Source organism: Thauera sp. WB-2 (genome assembly GCF_027594845.1).
Classification (GTDB): domain Bacteria; phylum Pseudomonadota; class Gammaproteobacteria; order Burkholderiales; family Rhodocyclaceae; genus Thauera; species Thauera mechernichensis.
In genome coordinates, this window is record NZ_CP088935.1 from 2,131,957 (window position 1) to 2,150,101 (window position 18,145).

At 67.4% G+C, this 18,145-nt stretch carries 17 protein-coding genes; 10 read left to right on the forward strand and 7 right to left on the reverse strand.

All coding sequences use genetic code 11. The features are described 5' to 3' along the window. The first annotated feature begins 86 nt into the window (after positions 1–86). Both LQF09_RS09710 and lolD read left to right on the forward strand, forming a co-directional pair. Entirely contained in the window at positions 87–1,343 is a 1,257-nt protein-coding gene (locus LQF09_RS09710) for a lipoprotein-releasing ABC transporter permease subunit (protein ID WP_270069833.1), read from the forward strand. Beyond that, positions 1,336–2,034 (forward strand): lipoprotein-releasing ABC transporter ATP-binding protein LolD, encoded by a 699-nt coding sequence (gene lolD / locus LQF09_RS09715; protein ID WP_002927935.1) that lies wholly within the window; start codon positions 1,336–1,338, stop codon positions 2,032–2,034. Before LQF09_RS09710 ends, lolD begins: the two co-directional genes overlap by 8 nt. 29 nt (positions 2,035–2,063) lie before the next feature. Here the strand turns inward: lolD and LQF09_RS09720 are convergent, their stop codons facing one another. After that, positions 2,064–2,627, reverse strand: coding sequence for a DUF2062 domain-containing protein (locus tag LQF09_RS09720; protein WP_270069834.1), 564 nt, complete (start codon positions 2,625–2,627; stop codon positions 2,064–2,066). 160 nt (positions 2,628–2,787) lie between these two features. Between LQF09_RS09720 and LQF09_RS09725 the strand changes: the two genes are divergently transcribed. Both LQF09_RS09725 and LQF09_RS09730 read left to right on the forward strand, forming a co-directional pair. After that, positions 2,788–5,163, forward strand: a complete 2,376-nt coding sequence (locus LQF09_RS09725) for a DNA internalization-related competence protein ComEC/Rec2 (protein ID WP_270069835.1) — start codon at positions 2,788–2,790, stop codon at positions 5,161–5,163. Positions 5,164–5,246: 83 nt separating this feature from the next. Continuing rightward, a complete protein-coding gene (locus tag LQF09_RS09730; protein WP_270069836.1) occupies positions 5,247–6,161 on the forward strand; it encodes an alpha/beta fold hydrolase in 915 nt (304 codons plus the stop codon). 45 nt (positions 6,162–6,206) lie between these two features. On the opposite strand, the gene rsgA is transcribed toward LQF09_RS09730, so the two are convergent. Both rsgA and LQF09_RS09740 read right to left on the reverse strand, forming a co-directional pair. Beyond that, a complete protein-coding gene (rsgA, locus tag LQF09_RS09735) occupies positions 6,207–7,109 on the reverse strand; it encodes a ribosome small subunit-dependent GTPase A (RefSeq protein ID WP_270069873.1) in 903 nt (300 codons plus the stop codon). A gap of 113 nt (positions 7,110–7,222) precedes the next feature. After that, positions 7,223–8,470 (reverse strand): M48 family metallopeptidase, encoded by a 1,248-nt coding sequence (locus LQF09_RS09740; RefSeq protein ID WP_270069837.1) that lies wholly within the window; start codon positions 8,468–8,470, stop codon positions 7,223–7,225. A 220-nt stretch (positions 8,471–8,690) separates the two neighbouring features. Between LQF09_RS09740 and orn the strand changes: the two genes are divergently transcribed. After that, positions 8,691–9,239 carry an oligoribonuclease gene (orn, locus tag LQF09_RS09745; RefSeq protein WP_002927955.1) on the forward strand — a complete coding sequence of 183 codons (549 nt, stop codon included), beginning with the start codon at positions 8,691–8,693 and terminating at the stop codon, positions 9,237–9,239. 9 nt (positions 9,240–9,248) lie between these two features. On the opposite strand, the gene LQF09_RS09750 is transcribed toward orn, so the two are convergent. Next, entirely contained in the window at positions 9,249–10,901 is a 1,653-nt protein-coding gene (locus tag LQF09_RS09750) for an ArnT family glycosyltransferase (RefSeq protein WP_270069838.1), read from the reverse strand. A gap of 248 nt (positions 10,902–11,149) precedes the next feature. Continuing rightward, entirely contained in the window at positions 11,150–11,368 is a 219-nt protein-coding gene (rpmE, locus tag LQF09_RS09755; RefSeq protein WP_002927961.1) for a 50S ribosomal protein L31, read from the reverse strand. A 173-nt stretch (positions 11,369–11,541) separates the two neighbouring features. Here rpmE and LQF09_RS09760 point away from each other — a divergent pair, with 173 nt between their 5' ends. The 4 genes from LQF09_RS09760 (at position 11,542) to LQF09_RS09775 (ending at position 14,662) form a co-directional block, all read left to right on the forward strand. After that, positions 11,542–12,582, forward strand: coding sequence for a tRNA dihydrouridine synthase (locus LQF09_RS09760; protein ID WP_270069839.1), 1,041 nt, complete (start codon positions 11,542–11,544; stop codon positions 12,580–12,582). 37 nt (positions 12,583–12,619) lie between these two features. After that, positions 12,620–13,324 (forward strand): tRNA (guanine(46)-N(7))-methyltransferase TrmB, encoded by a 705-nt coding sequence (gene trmB / locus LQF09_RS09765; RefSeq protein ID WP_002927964.1) that lies wholly within the window; start codon positions 12,620–12,622, stop codon positions 13,322–13,324. Between the two features lie 54 nt (positions 13,325–13,378). After that, entirely contained in the window at positions 13,379–14,146 is a 768-nt protein-coding gene (locus LQF09_RS09770) for a YecA/YgfB family protein (protein WP_002927967.1), read from the forward strand. Between the two features lie 141 nt (positions 14,147–14,287). Then, entirely contained in the window at positions 14,288–14,662 is a 375-nt protein-coding gene (locus LQF09_RS09775; RefSeq protein ID WP_002927970.1) for a YkgJ family cysteine cluster protein, read from the forward strand. Between the two features lie 10 nt (positions 14,663–14,672). On the opposite strand, the gene LQF09_RS09780 is transcribed toward LQF09_RS09775, so the two are convergent. Beyond that, positions 14,673–15,530 (reverse strand): ATP adenylyltransferase family protein, encoded by an 858-nt coding sequence (locus LQF09_RS09780; protein WP_002927973.1) that lies wholly within the window; start codon positions 15,528–15,530, stop codon positions 14,673–14,675. 286 nt (positions 15,531–15,816) lie between these two features. On the opposite strand from LQF09_RS09780, the gene LQF09_RS09785 reads away from it, so the two are divergent. Then, positions 15,817–16,974: an NAD(P)/FAD-dependent oxidoreductase gene (locus LQF09_RS09785; protein ID WP_270069840.1), complete on the forward strand. Its 1,158-nt coding sequence runs from the start codon at positions 15,817–15,819 to the stop codon at positions 16,972–16,974. Here LQF09_RS09785 and LQF09_RS09790 read toward each other — a convergent pair. Beyond that, positions 16,929–18,074 carry a CobW family GTP-binding protein gene (locus LQF09_RS09790; RefSeq protein ID WP_270069841.1) on the reverse strand — a complete coding sequence of 382 codons (1,146 nt, stop codon included), beginning with the start codon at positions 18,072–18,074 and terminating at the stop codon, positions 16,929–16,931. The genes LQF09_RS09785 and LQF09_RS09790 overlap by 46 nt on opposite strands. Between the last annotated feature and the right edge of the window lie 71 nt (positions 18,075–18,145).

The following is an 18,145-nucleotide window of genomic DNA, read 5'->3' on the forward strand; positions in this document are numbered from 1 at the left end:
TCGCATGCGCTTTGGTGTCGCGCTGCAGGCCAAGGGCGGGCACAATGCCGGGCTTGTCCGAACCGGGCTGAGGATACCTGAATTCCATGCGTTATGAATTTCTCGTGGGCATGCGCTACACGCGCTCGCGCAAGCGCGCGCAGGGGCGCAACCGTTTCATCTCCTTCATTTCGCTCGTATCCATGTTTGGCATCGCGCTCGGGGTTGCGGCCCTGATCGTCGTACTGTCGGTCATGAACGGCTTCCAGGAGGAGTTGCGCACCCGCATCCTGGGGGTTGCCTCCCATATCCAGGTGCAGAGCCGGGGCGAGGGGTTGGAGACCTGGCAACAGGTCGCAGAGGAGAGCATGCAGCACCCGTCGGTGCGTGCGGCCGCGCCCTACGTGCAGGAGCAGGGCATGCTGTCGTTCGACGATGCAGTACGCGGCACCATCGTGCGCGGGGTCATTCCGAGCGAGGAAGACAAGGTGGCCGACTTCGGCGGCTACATGCAGAGTGGTGACTTCCACGCCTTGCAAGCCGGGCGCTTCGGCATCGTGCTCGGGCGCGACCTTGCATTTGCCCTGCGCGTGCAACTGGGCGACAAGGTGACACTGGTCGCGCCTCAGGGGCTGGTCACTCCAGCCGCGGTGCTGCCGCGCGTCAAGCAGTTCGAGGTGGTGGGCATCTTCGAGGCTGGCATGTACGAATACGACTCCGGCCTTGCCCTGGTGCATGTCGCCGATGCCCAGGCGCTGTATCGGCTCGGTGATGCGGTGAGTGGCGTGCGGCTCAAGCTCGACGATCTGTTTGCCGCGCCGCGTGTGGCTCGCGAGCTGGCGCTGATGATCAGCGAGCCCGGGCTGATCGTGGCTGACTGGACGCGCAGCCATGCCAACTTCTTCCGCGCCGTCGCGCTCGAGAAGACGATGATGACGCTGATCCTGTTCCTGATCGTCGCGGTGGCCGCCTTCAACATCGTATCCACGCTGGTCATGGCAGTGCAGGAGAAGTATGCCGACATCGCCATCCTGCGCACTCTGGGTGCGAGCCCGGCCTCGATCATGACCATCTTCGTGCTCCAGGGCTCGATCATCGGTGTCGTCGGTCTGCTGGCCGGCGTCGCTGGCGGGCTTGCCATCGCCGGCAACCTCGATGTGGTGATCCCCGCGCTCGAGACGGTGACCGGGGCTACGTTGTGGAACAAGGAGGTGTATTACATCGACGAGTTGCCATCGAAGGTGTTGACGTCCGACGTGGTCAGCATCGTGTCCGTGTCCTTTGTGCTCACCCTGCTGGCGGCGATCTACCCTAGTTGGCGCGCGTCACGGGTGAACCCGGCGGAGGCCCTGCGCTATGAGTGATCCCGTGATGATGCCGGCGGCTTCGTCGGTGGTGGCCTGCGAAGGCCTGAGCAAACACTTCCGTGAAGGTGCCGATGCGGTCAAAGTGCTCGACGGCGTGAATCTGCGCATCGAGCGTGGCGAGCGCGTCGCCATCGTCGGCGCCTCGGGTTCGGGCAAGAGCACGCTGCTGCATCTGCTCGGCGGGCTGGACGTACCCAGTGCGGGCAAGGTCAGCCTGATGGGGCAGGATTTCTCGGGCATGTCGGAAACGGCGCGTGGCCGGTTGCGCAACGCTGCGCTGGGCTTCGTGTACCAGTTTCATCACCTGCTGCCCGAGTTCAGCGCGCTGGAGAATGTCGCCATGCCGCTTTACGTCCGCCGTATCGCCCGCGAGGAGGCCGAGGCGCGGGCGGCCAGGATGCTCACCGAGGTCGGTCTTGGTCATCGCCTCGATCACGCGCCGGGCGAACTGTCCGGTGGCGAGCGCCAGCGTGCGGCGATCGCTCGCGCCCTGGTGAGCGAGCCGGCCTGCGTGCTCGCCGACGAGCCGACAGGCAACCTCGATAGGCGAACTGCGGGTGCGGTGTTCGAGCTGATGCTGTCGCTCAATGAGCGCTTCTCGACCAGCTTCGTCATCGTCACCCATGATGAAGCGCTCGCCGCACGCGCCCAGCGCACCTTGCGGCTGAGTGATGGCCGGCTCGAATAGTGCCGTCGCGGGAGGCGCTGCTGCCGTGCTCAGCGCGGAGCGGCGCCTCCCGTTCTTGCGCGCCGGGCTTTGCGCTGAGCCCACTGGCGCAAAAGCCAGTAGCGCCAGCTCCAGCGCACGCACAGGTAGCCCACGATCGACAAGCCCGCCGCGAGTGCCACCAGGCCGATGAACAGGGGTCTGCCCAGGCTTGTCGTCCACGCGAGCAGATCGCTGATCCAGGTCGCCGGGTTCAGGCTGGCGAGTTCGGGGGGTGGAGCAAACGCAATGTCCCCGTTGCCAGTGATGAGGCTGCCGATCCCGAAGGCCAGCACATACAGGGGCACGATGGTGATCGGGTTGGTGTAGAGCGTCGTCAGCAAGGCGAGCGGCAAATTGACCCGAAAGGCCACGCAGAAGAGCGCAGCACTGAGCATCTGCAGCGGGCCGGGGACAAGGCCGCAGAACAGGCCCACGGCTACCGCGCCTGCGGCGGAATGGCGGTTCAGGTGCCACAGGCGCGGATGCAGCAGGGTGGATGCGAACGGGCGCAGCCAGCGGTTCGCGCTGATGGTCTGGTGATCGGGCAGGAGGCGCTTGAGTCGCTTGCGCATGGACTTGTCTTGCTGGCGCAGGGTTCTTGGACGGCGGCGCAGTCTAGCAGTTCGGCAGCCGTCCGGGCCCTTGTGTCCCGGCTGATGTGGGCTGCCGATTGTCACCACAGGTTTCGCTGCGGATAGGCAGCAGGCAATGCTTTTGGCATCATGCGATGTCATGAGGATGGTTGCGTTGGGTTTCCTGGCAGGCGTGTGCCTGCTTCAAACCCGCAGCACGCTCGATGCCGGGCCTGCAGCGGCGGGCATTGCACTTGCGTGCGTGCTGCTCGGGGCGCTGTTCGGCGCGAGCGCCAGGGGCTGGGCGGGGCGCTACGCCATCGCTGCCTGTGTCGTGGCGACGGCATGTGCGACGGGGTTCGCGTGGGCGGCGCAGCGTGCGGAGTGGCGCATGGCCGATGCCCTCGCCCACACGCTGGAAGGGCAGGATATCTCGGTGGCGGGGCGCATAACCGGCTTGCCGCAACCCTTGGCCGGCGGCTGGCGATTCGTGTTCGAGCCCGACGCCGCGCCGGAAGGTGTGCCCGCTCGCATCCAGTTGTCGTGGTACGAAAACCGTCGTGCGCCGAACCCCCTTCCGGCCTTGCAGGCCGGCGAGCGTTGGCACTTCGTGGTCCGCCTCAGGCCCCCGCATGGTTTTGCCAATCCGCATGGTTTCGACTACGAAGGCTGGCTGCTCGAGCGCGCCATTCGTGCGACCGGCTACGTACGTGCGGATGCCGAATTGCTCGACGCCGCGCCAAGCGGTGTAATGCAATGGGTGCACCGTCAGCGCGGGGTCGTGCGCGAACGCATTCTCGCCGCATTGCCGGAGGGCGAGCATGCAGGCGTGCTCGCCGCACTGGCCGTGGGCGACCAGCGCGCAATTGCAGAGGCCGACTGGACCGTATTCCGCAATACCGGCATTGGCCATCTCGTGGCGGTGTCGGGGCTGCACGTCAGCCTGGTCGGCTTGCTGTGTGGCGGCTTGTGCAGCCTGGCGTGGCGGCGGGCTCCGGGCTTGGCGTTGCGTCTGCCAGTACACAAGGCGCGCGCCTTGGCAGCCCTTGCGGGGGCAAGCGCCTATGCACTGCTGGCCGGGCTTGGCCTGCCGGTGCTGCGGGCCTGGCTGATGCTGGCGGTGGCGGTACTGGCGCTGCTTTCCGGCCGCAGGCTGGCAGCTTCGCGCGTGCTGGCGGCAGCGCTGCTGGTGGTGCTGGTGGCCGACCCGTGGGCCGTGCTGTCGGCCGGGTTCTGGATGTCATTTGCGGCGGTGGCGATCATCCTGGCCGTGCTCGGTGGTCGCGTCCGCCCGCCTTCGGGATGGCGCGCCGCGTTGCGCGTGCAGTTGGCGATCAGCTTTGCGCTGGCGCCTGCGCTGCTCGCCCTGTTTCAGTCCTTCCCGCTCGTGTCGCCGCTGGCCAATCTGGTCGCCATCCCGGGGGTGAGCTTCGTGATCGCGCCGCTCGTGCTGCTCGCGCTGATCGTGCCGGTCGATGGCCTGTTCGTCCTGGCACATGGCGCCACCGTGATGATGATGGATGTCGTGCGGCCGCTTGCCGAGCTCGAACACGCGCTCTGGGAGCAGGCCCGGCCGCCGCCATGGCTGATTGCCGCTGGGGCGCTCGCCGTCGCCATGCTGTTGTTGCCACGCGCGACGCCCGGGCGTCTGGCGGCGCCGGCGCTGCTTGCCGGACTGGCGTTGTGGGCACCACCGCGGCCGGAGCCGGGTGCTTTCGTAGCCCGCACGCTCGATGTCGGCCAGGGCTTGGCGGTGCATGTACAGACACACCGCCACGACATGCTGTTCGATGCCGGTCCTGCTTACGGCATGAGCGCCGACGCGGGTAGCCGTGTCATCCTGCCCTACTTGCGCGCGCACGGCGTTGCCGCGCTCGATCTGCTCGTGCTTTCACACGATGACATCGATCATGTCGGCGGTGCTTCGAGCCTCCTTGAGGCGATGTCGGTGGGCACCGTGCTTGCCGGTCCACATGACGCTGATGCGCGCTGGGGAGCGGCCTGGGCAGCCCAGGCCGGCGCGGCGGGTACGGCGCGGCGTTGCCAGCGCGGCCAGGCATGGGAATGGGATGGCGTCCGTTTCGAGGTACTGCATCCGGGCGGTGAGGTGGCGCTTGCTGGCTCGTCACGCCACGATAATGACAACTCCTGCGTGCTGCGAGTGCTTGGCCCCGGGGGCGCGCTCTTGCTTACCGGCGACATCGGACGCAACGCGGAGGCACAACTGATCGCCCGCGAGCGCGAGGGTTTGGAGAGCGACGTGGTACTGAGTCCTCACCATGGCAGCCGCAGTTCGTCTTCGCAGGCGTTCGTGGCAGCGACCTCGCCTGAGCACGTGATCCATTCGGCGGGCCGGCGTAACGCCTTCGGTCATCCGCATCCCGAGGTGTTGGCACGCTGGACGCAGGCGGGGACACGCAACTGGCGTACCGACAGCCAGGGCGCGGTGACGGCGGCGTTCCCGGCGCGTGGCGGCGAGCGCGTCCGCATCAGGGCGGAGCGCACCGAACGGACGCGATACTGGCATGGGCGCTGAGTGCCGTCAGCGACAGTCGCAGCCTCAGTCGCATTCGGGCTAGACTTGGGTCACTGCCGATAACACGGGATCTGCCTGCTGCCATGACTACATCGAGCCCCCTGTTCGCCGCGTCCTCCCTCGGTGCAGGTTCGCGGCACAACCTGCGCGAGCGTCGTGTGCAGTGCCTCGGGCCGCATGGCCTGCACCGCATGGCCTACACCGAATGGGGCGACCCCGCCAACCCGCGCGTACTGCTCTGCGTCCACGGACTGACGCGCAACGGCCGCGATTTCGACGACTTGGCGCGCGTGCTGGCCGACGACTACCGCGTCGTCTGTCCTGACGTGGTTGGGCGCGGGCGCAGCGACTGGCTGGGGGTCAAGTCCGATTACGGCTTTCCCGTGTACGTGGCGGACATGGTGACGCTGATCGCGCGCCTGGATGTCGAGGAGGTGCATTGGGTCGGTACTTCGATGGGCGGCATCATCGGCATGCTGCTCGCCAGCCAGCCGCATACGCCGATCAGCCGCCTGGTGCTCAACGATGTCGGTCCCGTCATCACCCGCGTGGCGCTCGAGCGCATTGCTCAGTACGTCGGCATGACGCCGCGCTTTCCGACCATGGAGGCGGCCGAGGCCTACATCCGTGAGGTAAGCGCGCCGTTCGGACCGCTCAGCGACGCGCAATGGCGCCACCTCACGCAATACTCGGTACGGCCGGTTGGCGGCGAAGGCGGCGGCTTCGCCTTTGTGTATGACCCAGGGCTGGGCGATGCCTTCCGCGCCGGGCCTATCGATGCCGATATCGACTTGTGGCCTGTGTACGAGGGCGTGCGCTGCCCGACCCTGGCCTTGCGCGGTGCGCAGTCCGATTTGCTCGCGGCCGACGTCTTCGAGGCAATGGGTACGCGAGGGCCGCGGGCGCGCACCGTCGAATTCACCGGGGTGGGGCACGCGCCGATGCTGATGGATCCGGCGCAGATCGAGGTGGTGCGGGGCTTTCTGCTCGAAGCCTGATCATCAGGCCCCCCGCGCGCCAGCCCTGGGCTGCTCCCGTCAGGACTACCAGCCCGGATTGAGCCTACGTGCGGCGGCAATCTCTTCGCGAATGCTGCGGTAGTGTTCCCAGCGTCGGCGGTGGATTGCACCGGACTCGAGGGCGGCACGCAGCGCACAGCCTGGCTCTGCCTCGTGGCGGCAGTCGCGGAAGCGGCATTGGCCTAGATGAGGGCGGAACTCGACGAAGGCTTCGGCGAGGTCCTCGGCTGAAAGGTGCGCAAGCCCGAAGGCCTGCAGCCCAGGGCTGTCGATGAGCCAGCCGGCAGGATCGCCGGCCCGTGCCGGCGGTAGTGGATAGAGGCGGGCGAAGGTGGTGGTGTGCTTGCCGGAGTCGAGCGCGGCCGAGATTTCCCGAGTGGCGGCATTGGCCTCGGGGACAATCGCGTTGGTCAGGGTGGACTTGCCCATGCCCGATTGGCCGACGAAGATCGCGCGCAATCCTGCGAGGCGCTTGCGCAGCAGATCCGCACCCTCCAGGGCCGAAACCTCGATCACCTCGTAGCCGAGGCGCGCGAAGGGTTCCAGTTGGGCGCGTGCAGCAGGCAAACGTTCATGCAGGTCGGCCTTGTTGAGGACCACCAGCGGCGTGATTTCCTGGCTCTCGGCGGCGGCAATGCAGCGCGACACCAGCAGATCCGAGAAGCCCGGCTCGGTTGCGACGACAATGACGATGTGGCTGAGGTTGGCGGCGATCAGCTTTTCGCGGAAGGCATCCGATCGCCACAACAGGTTGCGGCGCGGTCTCAGCGCCTCGATCACGCCCTGGCCGTCACCCCCGGGCAGGACTTGCACCTCGTCGCCGCAGGCAAAGCTGCTCTTCTTGCCGCGTGGATAGCAGCGCAGGCGTCCTTCGGGCGTGTCGATTTCGTAGTGGCGGCCAAAGGCGGCGACGATCACGCCATCCACCCCATGTTCTTGGCCACCGCCGGGCCGGACGCGTTTTCTCACTCGAACCTGTCGCTGTGCTTGTTGTGGAACCGGGCGCGATGGTATTCGCCCTCGGCCAGGAGGTCCACGATTCAGTGCGGCAATGCCTGCAGGCGCGCCACGCGCAGCACCGCGGGCGGGTGCGAGTCGAATACGCGCGAATACAGGGGGTCAGGCGTCAGCGTCGAGGCATTGTCGCGGTAGAGCTTGACCAGCGCTGCGACGAGATCCGATGCGCGCGTCTGCTTCGCCGCGTAGGCGTCGGCCTCGAACTCGTGCCTGCGCGACATGTGGCTGAGCACCGGCGCGAGCGGAAAGGTGAAGGCAGGCAGCACGAGGAAGAACAGGGCCAGTGCGGTCGCCATGTCATTTGCCGAAGTCCCCAGTCCGGTGAAGAACCAGGGCTGGCCCGCGAGCCATCCCAGCAGGGCGAGCAGGACCAGGCTGGTCGGTGCAAGCACGGCCAGGCGCTTGATGATGTGGCGGTGACGGAAGTGTCCGAGTTCGTGGGCGAGCACGGCTTCGACTTCGTCTGCGTTGAGCTTGGCGAGCAGGGTGTCGAAGAAGACGATGCGTTTGGCGGCACCGAAGCCGGTGAAATAGGCATTGCCATGCGCCGAGCGCCGTGAGCCGTCCATCACGAACAGCCCCTTGGACTGGAAGCCGCAACGTGCCAGCAGGGCTTCGACGCGTGCCTTGAGCGCGGAGTCGGCTAGCGGCGTGAAGGTATTGAAGAGAGGCGCGATGAAGGTGGGCCAGATGATCATCGCCAGCAGGTTGAAGCCGAGCCAGAAGGCCCACACCCACAGCCACCAGAGTTCGCCCATTGCGCCCGCGAGCCATAGCAGCAGCGCAAGCACGGGCAGGCCGATCAAGGCCGCGAGTGCGCCCTGGCGGACAGTGTCGGTGACGAACAGGCGCGGGGTCATGCGATTGAAACCGAAGCGTCGCTCGATGCCGAAGGTACGTGCGAGCACGAAGGGCAGGTCCACCAGCCAGCCCAGCACACCCAGCGTCGCCAGCAGCGCGACACCGTGCGCCAGGCTGCCGGCACCGAGCAGCGGCGCCCACGCGTCATGGATGAACTGCAGTCCGCCGCCCAGTGTCAGCACCAGGACCAGCACCACGCCTGCCACTGCGTCGCGCATGCCGAGGCCGACGCGTGCTGCCGTGTAGTCGGCCGCACGCTGGTGTGAGGCGAGCGGGATGGCATCGGCAAAGGCCTCGGGCACGCGATCGCGATGTGCCTGCACGTGGTGCCTGTGGCGCTGCATCAGCGCCAGCCGCGCGGCGAGGCCGAGCAGCAGGACGCAGACGAAGAGGGCGGTGAATGCATTCATCGGTTGTCAGGGGAGGCGAGGGTGACTGTTGAACAACGGGCCTGCTGCCGAGGACTGGGCGTTCGGCCATGGGGTGCGGGGCGCCAGCTTCGAAACACGGGCTGGCGCTCCTGCGATTGCGGCAGCCAAGGCGAGCCATGGGTGCAGCGAGTCATGCGAACTGTGACACAATCGCCCCCTTGATTGTTTCGTGGCAACGCACCGACAGGGCGCATCGATTATGGCACAGGACCCCAAGACCCTTATCTGGCTGGACATGGAGATGACCGGCCTGGAACCCGATCGCGATCGCATCATCGAGATTGCCATCGTGCTCACCAACGAGCAGCTCGAGACCATCGCCGAGGCGCCGGTGATCACCGTTCACCAGCCCGACAGCGTGCTCGACGGCATGGACGAATGGAACCGCAACACGCATGGCAAGTCCGGCCTCACGGCGCGGGTGCGGGCATCGACCGTGTCCGAGGCGGAGGCCGAGGCTACGGTGCTGGAATTCCTGCAGCAATGGGTGCCGGCGCGCAGTTCGCCGATGTGCGGCAACTCGGTGTGCCAGGATCGTCGCTTTCTTGCACGCTGGATGCCGGGCCTGGAGGCCTGGTTCCATTACCGCAACCTCGACGTGTCCACAGTCAAGGAGCTCGCCAGGCGCTGGCGCCCGGAGGTGTACGAGGGCGTCAAGAAGGCCGGCACACACACCGCACTGGCCGACATCCACGAATCGATTGCCGAGTTGCGCCACTACCGCGATCACTTCCTGCGCCTGGACTGAGCAGCGGTCTTACTCCCTCCGCCGCAACAGCCTGAAGTTCTCCTGGCGCTTGCCGGCGCCACGGCGGAACTCCCACACTGTCTCCCATTCGGGCGCGAGCTCGACGGCGCCCTCGCGACGCTCGAGCTGCACCAGCAGCAGCGGGCACGGCGTACTGCCTGCGACGATACGTTCGGCGCGCAGCCCGGCGTAATAGTCCATCGAGGTGCGCATCGCGTCGGATAGTCCGGTGGTGGCAATGCAGCTCAGTGGCCGTTCGCTGCGTTCGCCCTGGACGGCGATGTCCAGCGATTGCACCACACCGCGGTAGCTGCGCCCATGGTCGAACCACGGCATCAGCAGGACCACGGCAAGGCTCCACAGCATGACCAGGCCGATTGCCCAGTTGGCAGGCGCTCGCGAGATGCTGCGTGGCAGGCGCGCCACGAGCAGGATCCACAGCGCAGTGATCGCCACGCCTGCGATCAGGCGGTATTGCTCCTGTGGCAGGACGAAGTCGGGCGCATTGCGCTCAACGTGGCGGGCAAGCCCTGGCGGCCACTCGAATGCCTGAGCGCTCCACGCCAGCCAGACCAGGATCCCGAATACTGCCAGGCTCATCAGCGCGAACCAGTCGAAGGCGCTCGCTGCGCCGCGACGCAGTTGCACGACCCCCACTGCCGCGAGCAAGGCGGCACCTGGAATCAGGGCGAGCATGTTGGCCTGCGACAGGTCGCCGGACAGGACCACCCAGCCCAGGCCCAGCGCGAGGCTGAGCACCGGCAGCAGGGCGGGCAGAGAGGTGAGGTGGCGGCGGGCGCGCCACAGCCCCCACAGTGCGACTGGCCACAGCGGCCACAGGAACCAGCCGACGAGTTCGAGCAGGCGGGGTGTTTCCGCGACGGCGAGTGCTGCGGCCGACAGCCTCAGCCATTCGGCACCCAGCCACAGGTTGAGCAGTTCGGGGGCGTTCAGGTGCAGGGCAAGTGGCCAGGCACCCGACACGGCCAGCATCAGGCACAGACCGGCAAGCAGTCCGCCGCTGGCGCGTGGCTGGCGGCATTCGGCGCTGAGTAGCGCCAGCATCATCAAGGGCGCTGTGATCAAGAGCCCGCCGAGGCCGCCGGCGAGGAAGGCAAGGCCGCTGCCCAGCCCGGCCGTGACGCCGCCGGCGAGGGGGCGCCGCGGCAGTTCGGCCAGACCGCTCAGAGTCAGTGCGAGCATCGCGAACACCGCCAGCAAAGGCTGAGTCTCATGGGCATGCAGGACGAGACCGAGCGTACCGAGCGCAAGCAGGGCCGCTGGCGTGCGACTGGACCGACCGTGGAGGGATTCTGCCGCGCGGGCGGTGAAGAAAATGGCGATCGCGACGAATAGCGCACTCGCAAGGCGTGCAGCGCCATGTGCCGTGAGCAGATCGCCAGCCAATGCGGCAAACACCGCTGCCACCCAGTAGTAGAGTGGCGGATAGTCTGTCAGTGGCTCGCCAGCCAGCATCGGGAACAGCGCCGACTCGCCCTGCAGGATGCTCAGCACGGGTCCGAAATAGCGCGCATCGTCGCCGCGCCAGGGGTCGTGCACGGTGAGACCGACAAGCAGGTAAGCCGCGATCAGCACGGTCAGGCCGACGGTGCCATAGATGCGGCGCTGGAACAGGGTAGGCGTGGCGGGCTCGCGAATCATGCGCGCATTGTGCGGGTGAGTTGTATTGCTGGCAAACATGCCGGCAGCGTGGGCTGAGGGCGCGGTGCGGGCGCAACGCCCGCTACGCCCGCCAGGACGGTGCAGCGCTGCTGCGCCGGGGCTTTGGGCGCCACGCTTGTGTATGCGCCGGACACAAAAAAGGCAGCCGAAGCTGCCTTTTTTGTGCTGCCGAGGCGCGTTTGGGCGCTCTGGCGTGCGGCGCCTCGTCGGGCGCCGCGCGTGCCGGATCAGCTGGCGCGCTGGACGCTGCCGTACTTCTGGCGGAAGCGCTCGACGCGGCCGGCGGTGTCGACGATCTTCTGCTTGCCGGTGTAGAACGGGTGGCAGGCCGAGCACACTTCAACGTGGTAGGCGGGCTTGCCCAGGGTCGAGCGGGTGACGAACGTGTTACCGCAGGAGCAGGTCACGTTGACGTCGTTGTACTTGGGATGGATGTCCGCTTTCATGGTGGTTTCCTGATGCTGGCGGGCGGCGGATGTGACCACCCTGTTGTGAAGAATCCAAGATTATCCGACAGTCGCAACACCCATGCAAGGAAAATGCGCAGCGCGGGCCTGGCTGCGGTATTACAATCGCGCCCTTTCGGACCGGCTGCCGCCTCTGCGGCAAGGAGACCGCGGTGCTGTTGCTCGCGCCCATGGAAGGCTTGCTCGATGACGTCCTGCGCGCGGTTCTGACGCGGGTGGGCGGCTACGACCACGCGGTGACCGAGTTCGTACGCGTTTCCGGTACCCTTCTGCCCGACCGCTACTTTCGCCGCATCGCCCCCGAGCTGGATGCCGGTAGCCGCACGGGCGCCGGAGTGCCTGTGCGGGTACAGTTGCTCGGCTCCGACCCGGCCTGCATGGCGGCCAACGCCGAGCGCCTGGCGCGGCTCGAGCCCGCCGGGGTTGATCTCAATTTCGGCTGCCCTGCGCCCACGGTCAACCGCCATCGTGGTGGTGCCGTGTTGCTCGACGAGCCCGAACTGCTGCATCGCATCGCCGCAGCGCTTGCGGCTGTGCTGCCGCCTGGCCTGCCGCTCACGGCCAAGATGCGCCTGGGGGTTGCCGACCCGGGCCGCGCGCGCGAGTGTGCGCTGGCCCTGGTCGAAGGCGGTGTGCATGGCCTGGTGGTCCATGCGCGCACCAAGGTGCAGGGCTACAAGCCGCCTGCGCACTGGGAATGGGTTGCGCGCATCGCCGATGTGGTGAACGTGCCGGTCGTCGCCAACGGCGAGGTGTGGACCGCCGCCGACTGGGTGCGCTGCCGCGCCGTCGCTGGCGTGCCGGGCGTAATGATCGGGCGCGGCGCGGTGGCTGACCCCTTCCTCGCCGCGCGCATCCGTGCAGGGCGGCTGGACGCGCCGGACGCCGCCGAGCGCGCGCGCGAATGGCAGGTGTTGCTGATGCTGCTGGAGGATTTTCGCGTCCGCGTGCGGCGCAAGGTCGAGCCGCGCCACGTGTCCGGGCGCATCAAGCAGTGGCTGCACCTGCTCGCCCGCAACTACCCACAGGCCGATCGCCTCTTCACCGACATCCGGCCCATCAAGGCGCTGGCCGAGATCGAAGCGGTGATGGCGCGACACGGCGTCCCGCTCGGTGCGCAGGCGAGCTGTGTGGCCGATACCGTTGCCGATGCCTTGCCTGAGGCCAAGCGCCTGCTGCCGATCGCCGCATGATCCAGACCGAACCGACGTGCCTCGCCGAGGACAGCCGATGAGCTACGCCAACTCCAGTATCCCGCAGAGCGCCCAGCAGACGGTGCACCATGCCCTAGCCGAGCGTGTGCGCAAGCACCTCGCCGAGCCTTTTCGCAAGCCCTACGCGGAGTACAACCGCGCCGCCTTCGACATCAGTCTGGCGGGCTGGGACGGGCGTGCGCCGCTCATCCTGGACGCCGGCTGCGGCGTGGGCCACAGCACCATCCAGATCGCCCGCCAGTTCCCGGACCACTGGGTGATCGGCGTCGATCAGTCCCAGGACCGGCTGTCGCGACGCAAGCCCTACCCGGATGCGCTGCTGCCCAGGAACATGGTCTTCGTGCGCGCCGACCTAGTTGACTACTGGCGCCTGCTCGACGCCGCCGGGCTGCGGCTGGCGCGCCACTACCTGCTGTATCCCAATCCCTGGCCCAAGATCGGCCACCTGGGTCGTCGCTGGCACGCTCATCCGGTGTTCCCGTGGATCGTCCGCGCCGGCGGGGTGCTGGAATGCCGCAGCAACTGGCAGGTCTATATCGAGGAGTTCGCGTGTGCGCTCGGCGTGGCACTCGGCAGTGCGCCGTCGTGGGAGACCTTCGAGGCCGACCAGCCGCTCACGCCCTTCGAGCGCAAGTATCGCGATTCCGGCCAGGCGCTTTACCGGCTCGTACTCGAACTGCCGTCCGCCGCAATCACTGCGGGCGCTGTAACGGATCTTTGACTTGCCGGGCGGCGCTGCATGCGCCACCCTTGGTACCGACCTGTGGAGACTGCCATGACCGACCTGCCCGAAAACACCCCCGAAAACACGCCTGTACCCCCGGCCAAGCCCAGTCTCATGCGTGACGAGGACTTCGAAGCGCTGGAGGAAATCCTGACCTCCGACGTCGTGCCCGAGGACTGCATGGATCTCGAGATGCTGGACGGCTACCTCGCTGGCGTTCTGCTGTCGCCGCGGCCGATCGGCCCCGAACGCTGGATGCCCGGCGTCTGGTCGGCTCATGGCGACGAGATCGGCTTCGGCTCGGGCAGCGGATTGCAGCGCGCGATCCGTCTGGTGAAGGCCTATCACAACGAGTTGCTCGCCACCCTCGGCCTGGACGATGACGACGAAGCCTGCTGGGAGCCGTTCTGCTTCGCCATCTCCGAAGGCGACAGCCTGAAGCTGGGCGAGGCCTGGATCGACGGTTTTGCGCAGGGTCTGGACCTGTGGCCTGAAGGTTGGGAAGAAGGGCTGGACGAGGAGGCGGTGGAGGCCGTGCGCGAGGCGCTTGACGAGGTGCTCGCGCCCTGGGGCGAGGACGACGCGGCGGGCGCCGATGATGAAACCCGTCTGGGCTGGCTCGGTGCAGTGGGCGAGACGGTCAACGACGTGTTCTCGCACTGGCGCGACCTGGGGCTGCCAACGGCAGAGGTCCTGTCGACCGAGGCGCCGCGCAAGCCCGCCGCCGCGACGCCTGGGCGCAATGACGCCTGCCCCTGCGGCAGCGGCAAGAAGTACAAGAAGTGCTGCGGCGCCGAGGGTGCGCCTCAGGAGGATTGAATCTTTCTGCAAAATGTTTTGCAGGGCATTGATTGATAAGCACTAATCAGGTGCTCGGGGGCTTGCGTGGCGTAGCCGTTGGGATAGAATCCGCGCGCCTCTCGGCCCCCGATCAATGTTCATTTCCTGCGAAAACGGTTCATGGAAGGTTTCAACCCCTGCCTGGATTGCGGCATCTGCTGCACCCACTTCCGCATCTCGTTCTACTGGGCAGAGGCGGACGATGCCCCCGGCGGGTTCGTGCCCGCCGCCATGACCGAGAAGCTCAACCATACGATGCGTTGCATGAAGGGCAGCAACACGGTGCCGCGGCGCTGTTCAGCACTCGCCGGCGAGGTGGGCAAGCAGGTCGCATGCACCATCTACGAGAACCGTCCGACGCCCTGTCGCGAGTTTCCGGTCTATTTCGACGACGGCACGCCCAACCCGAAGTGCGATGAGCTGCGCGCCACCATTGGCCTGCCGCCGCTGCCGCACTCGCCATTGCCCCAGTCGCCGCTGCCGCGTGCAGCCTGAGGGAATGCCCTCACCCCGGCCGACCAACTGCGGCGAGCACCGCAAGCGCACCTGCAGCGCGCAGGCGCGCGATCTGGGCGTGGTCACGTACGAACAGTGAACCTGCGTACGCCAGCGAGTTGATCGATACGTCCTGCCATTTCTCCTGCGTGCGCGGCACCAGCAGCAGGCACTCGCGGCTGACCAGCAGGTTGTAGTCAGGCATCGATTGGGCGCGCGCGGGCATGGAAAGCGCTGCGCAGGCAGTCTGGAGAGCTGCGCGCAGGTTCTGGCCCGCGGCTGTGTCGTCTCGCCACGCGTGCTCTTCCAGACCGACGAACGCGTGTGCCCAGGGCAGTGCGGGGTTGCATACCGCGTACCCGGGCCTATCGAGGCAGGAGCGCGGCACGAAGGGTGTCAGTGCAGCTGCGGTCGACGGTACCCACTGCAAGTGCTTGTGCGCCTGGCTGGCACCGGCAATGCGTCCGCCGTTGTAGAAACCCAAGCCGCCATGTGCGCGCAGCACCTTTGCGAGGGCGAGCAGGTCGGAGTCCGACAGCGCTGCCGTCTGGGGCTCGAACGCACGGGTGACGATCAGCAGGTGGCGCTCGATCACCGGAAACTTGTTGAGCACGACGAGGTGATGCTCGCCGATTGCTGCCACCGTCAGCGCGGGCTCAGGCGGCAGGAATGGGTTGAAGTCGGGGCGCCGGCGAATGACGGTGTCGACGCGTGCGCGGTCCTTGAGTGCGAGCGAGGATACCCAGCGTACGGAAAAGCGCAGGCCTTCGGCGTCGAGCCAGGTCTGCTCGGTGCGAATGGGCTGCAGCGCACCGCACGCGAAGGCGTCTGCGCTGCAGCGGTCTGCACGCTGCAGCAGCGCGTCCATAGGACAATCGGCTGTCGTTGCGCCGGCAGCGTCCGTTTCGTTGGGGGATGCTTCGATGCGGGGTGGCGCGATGGCGGTAGGGCGGGCGGTGCGGGTCATGCGGGCGAGTGGTCTGGGCCAAGGGCGGGGATGTCGTTCCCTGCATGCTACATGGAGCGTTAAGCTCCGACCATTGGGCTGGGCACACGCGGAGGCTCGCGGGTGGCGCCGGTCAGCCATTCATCAAGCGCGTACCGGCCTGAGTCACTGACCTTGTGCGTTGATCCGGCAAAGGAGAAAAGCGACCATGGAGCAGGTCGATGTCGTGGTGATCGGTGCCGGCGTGGTGGGGCTTGCGTGCGCGAAGGCCTTGGCCGAAGCAGGCCGCGAGGTGCTCATCATCGAGCGTGAAGACCGTATCGGTAGCGGTATCAGTGCCCGCAGCAGCGAGGTCATCCACGCCGGTCTGTACTATCCGCCGGGCTCGCTGAAGGCCCGGCTGTGTGTAGCCGGGCGGGAGATGCTGTACGCGTACTGTGCGCGGCGTGGGGTCGCACATGTGCGCTGCGGCAAGCTTGTGGTTGCCGCGCGGGCGGCCCAGGCCGATGCGCTCGAGGCGATCGCGGCGCGTGCCCGCGCCAACGGGGTAGGCGACCTGCGCCGGCTCGATGGCCGCGCCTTGGCAGCGCTCGAACCGGCGCTGGAGGCACATGCGGCGCTGCTGTCGCCGTCGACCGGCATCATCGACAGCCATGGCCTGATGCTCGCCCTGCTGGCCGATGCCGAGCGCCATGGTGCCGTGCTTGTGCTGCGCAGCCCGGTGACTGGCGGGGTTGCCGAGGATGGGGGTGTGGTGGTCGAGGTGGGCGGCACCGCGCCGATGGAGCTACGCGCGCGCTGGGTGGTCAATGCGGCCGGGTTGGAGGCGGTCGGTCTGGGGCGTGCCATCCGCAGCGCGGCCTCGGCGCAGGCGCCGCGGGCCTGCTATGCGCGCGGGGTGTATTTTGGCTATGCCGGCAAAGCGCCGTTCTCGCATCTCGTCTATCCCATCCCTGAGCCTGGCGGGCTGGGCGTACACCTCACCCTGGACCTGGCCGGCCAGGCCCGCTTCGGGCCCGATGTCGAGTGGGTCGATTCCCCCGACTACCATGTCGATCCAGCGCGGGCGGAGCGCTTTGCCAGCGCCATCCGCGACTGGTGGCCCGCGCTCGATGCAGCGCGACTGCAGCCTGCCTATGCCGGCGTGCGGCCGAAGATCGTGGGCCCGGGCGAGGCCGATGCCGACTTCCGCATCGACGGCCCGGTGCAGCATGGCGTGGCGGGTCTGGTGCACCTTTACGGCATCGAATCGCCCGGCCTGACCTCGGCGCTGGCAATCGGCGCCCATGTGGCGGAGATGGTGATCAGCGGCGCTAGCCTTCAGGCTGAGGGTTCGGCTTCTGCCTCGACCCCGCCGATGCTGTAGAAGAGCTCGACCACTGCCGTGCGTGGCAGCTCGCGGACGATGAAGACCAGGCGGCTCTTGCGGTCGTCGTAGGGCGGCTGGTCGGGCCAGGCTGGCAGGCTCGTGGGCTGGTAGATCGAGTGCTGAACGCATTGGACGATGCGTGGCAGCGGGTCGCCGGCCACGTTGAGCAAGCCCTTGATGCGCAGCACGCGTTCGCCGTAGACCTGCAACAGCAGGCCGAGCGCATCCGAGAAGGCGAACCAGTTGAGCGGCTCGGGGAGGGTCAGCACGTAGCTCGTCACGTTCGCGTCGTGGCGGGCGGGCGCCGTCGGCGCCACGATCGGCTGGCCGCTCTTGCGCCAGGCCAGCGGCGCAGCAAGTGCGGCCTTGCGTGCCTGCTGATGGCGCACCCGCTCTTCGCCAAGCCAGGCCGCGACGTCAGGCGACTTGGCGCCAGGGTCGTAGAGCCCGCAGCCGAACACGACATCCGGGTCAATGCTGCCATGGCTGATCTCGACCTGCTGCGCGCCCGGGTTGAGTGTCGCGATGCGGGCTGCAACCTCTGCCAGGGTTGCGGTGTCGGCGAGGTCGCACTTCGTGATCAGCAGGCGATCGGCCATCGCCACCTGGCGCACCGCCTCGCGGTTGTCGCCGAGCTGGGTGATCGCATGGGTGGCGTCCACTGCGGTGATCACGCCGTCGCAGCGGTAGCGTTCGGCTATGAAGGGTTCCTCCATCACGGTATGCACCACCGGCACCGGGTCGGCAAGGCCGGTGGTCTCGATCAGCACGCGGGTGACGGGCGGAATCTCCTTGCGCAGGGCGCGCATGAAGATGCCCTTGAGCGCCTTCACCAGGTCGCCCTGCACGCTGCAGCAGATGCAGCCGGAGTCGAGCAGTACGACCGACTCGTCGACCTGCTCGACCAGATGATGATCAACGCCGACCTCGCCGAACTCGTTGATCAGCACCGCCGCACCAGCCATTTGCGGCTGCTTGAGCAGGTGGTTGAGCAAGGTGGTCTTGCCCGCCCCGAGGAAGCCGGTGAGGATGGTGACCGGGATGCGGTGGTCGTGCGAGGCAGGTGGTGGGGGGCTGGGCGGCGTTGTGGAGCTCATGTTCGGCAGGCGGTGGAGGGCGTGAGGACGTGATGGTAGCAGCAGCGTTGGATGGAAGAATGCAAAACGCT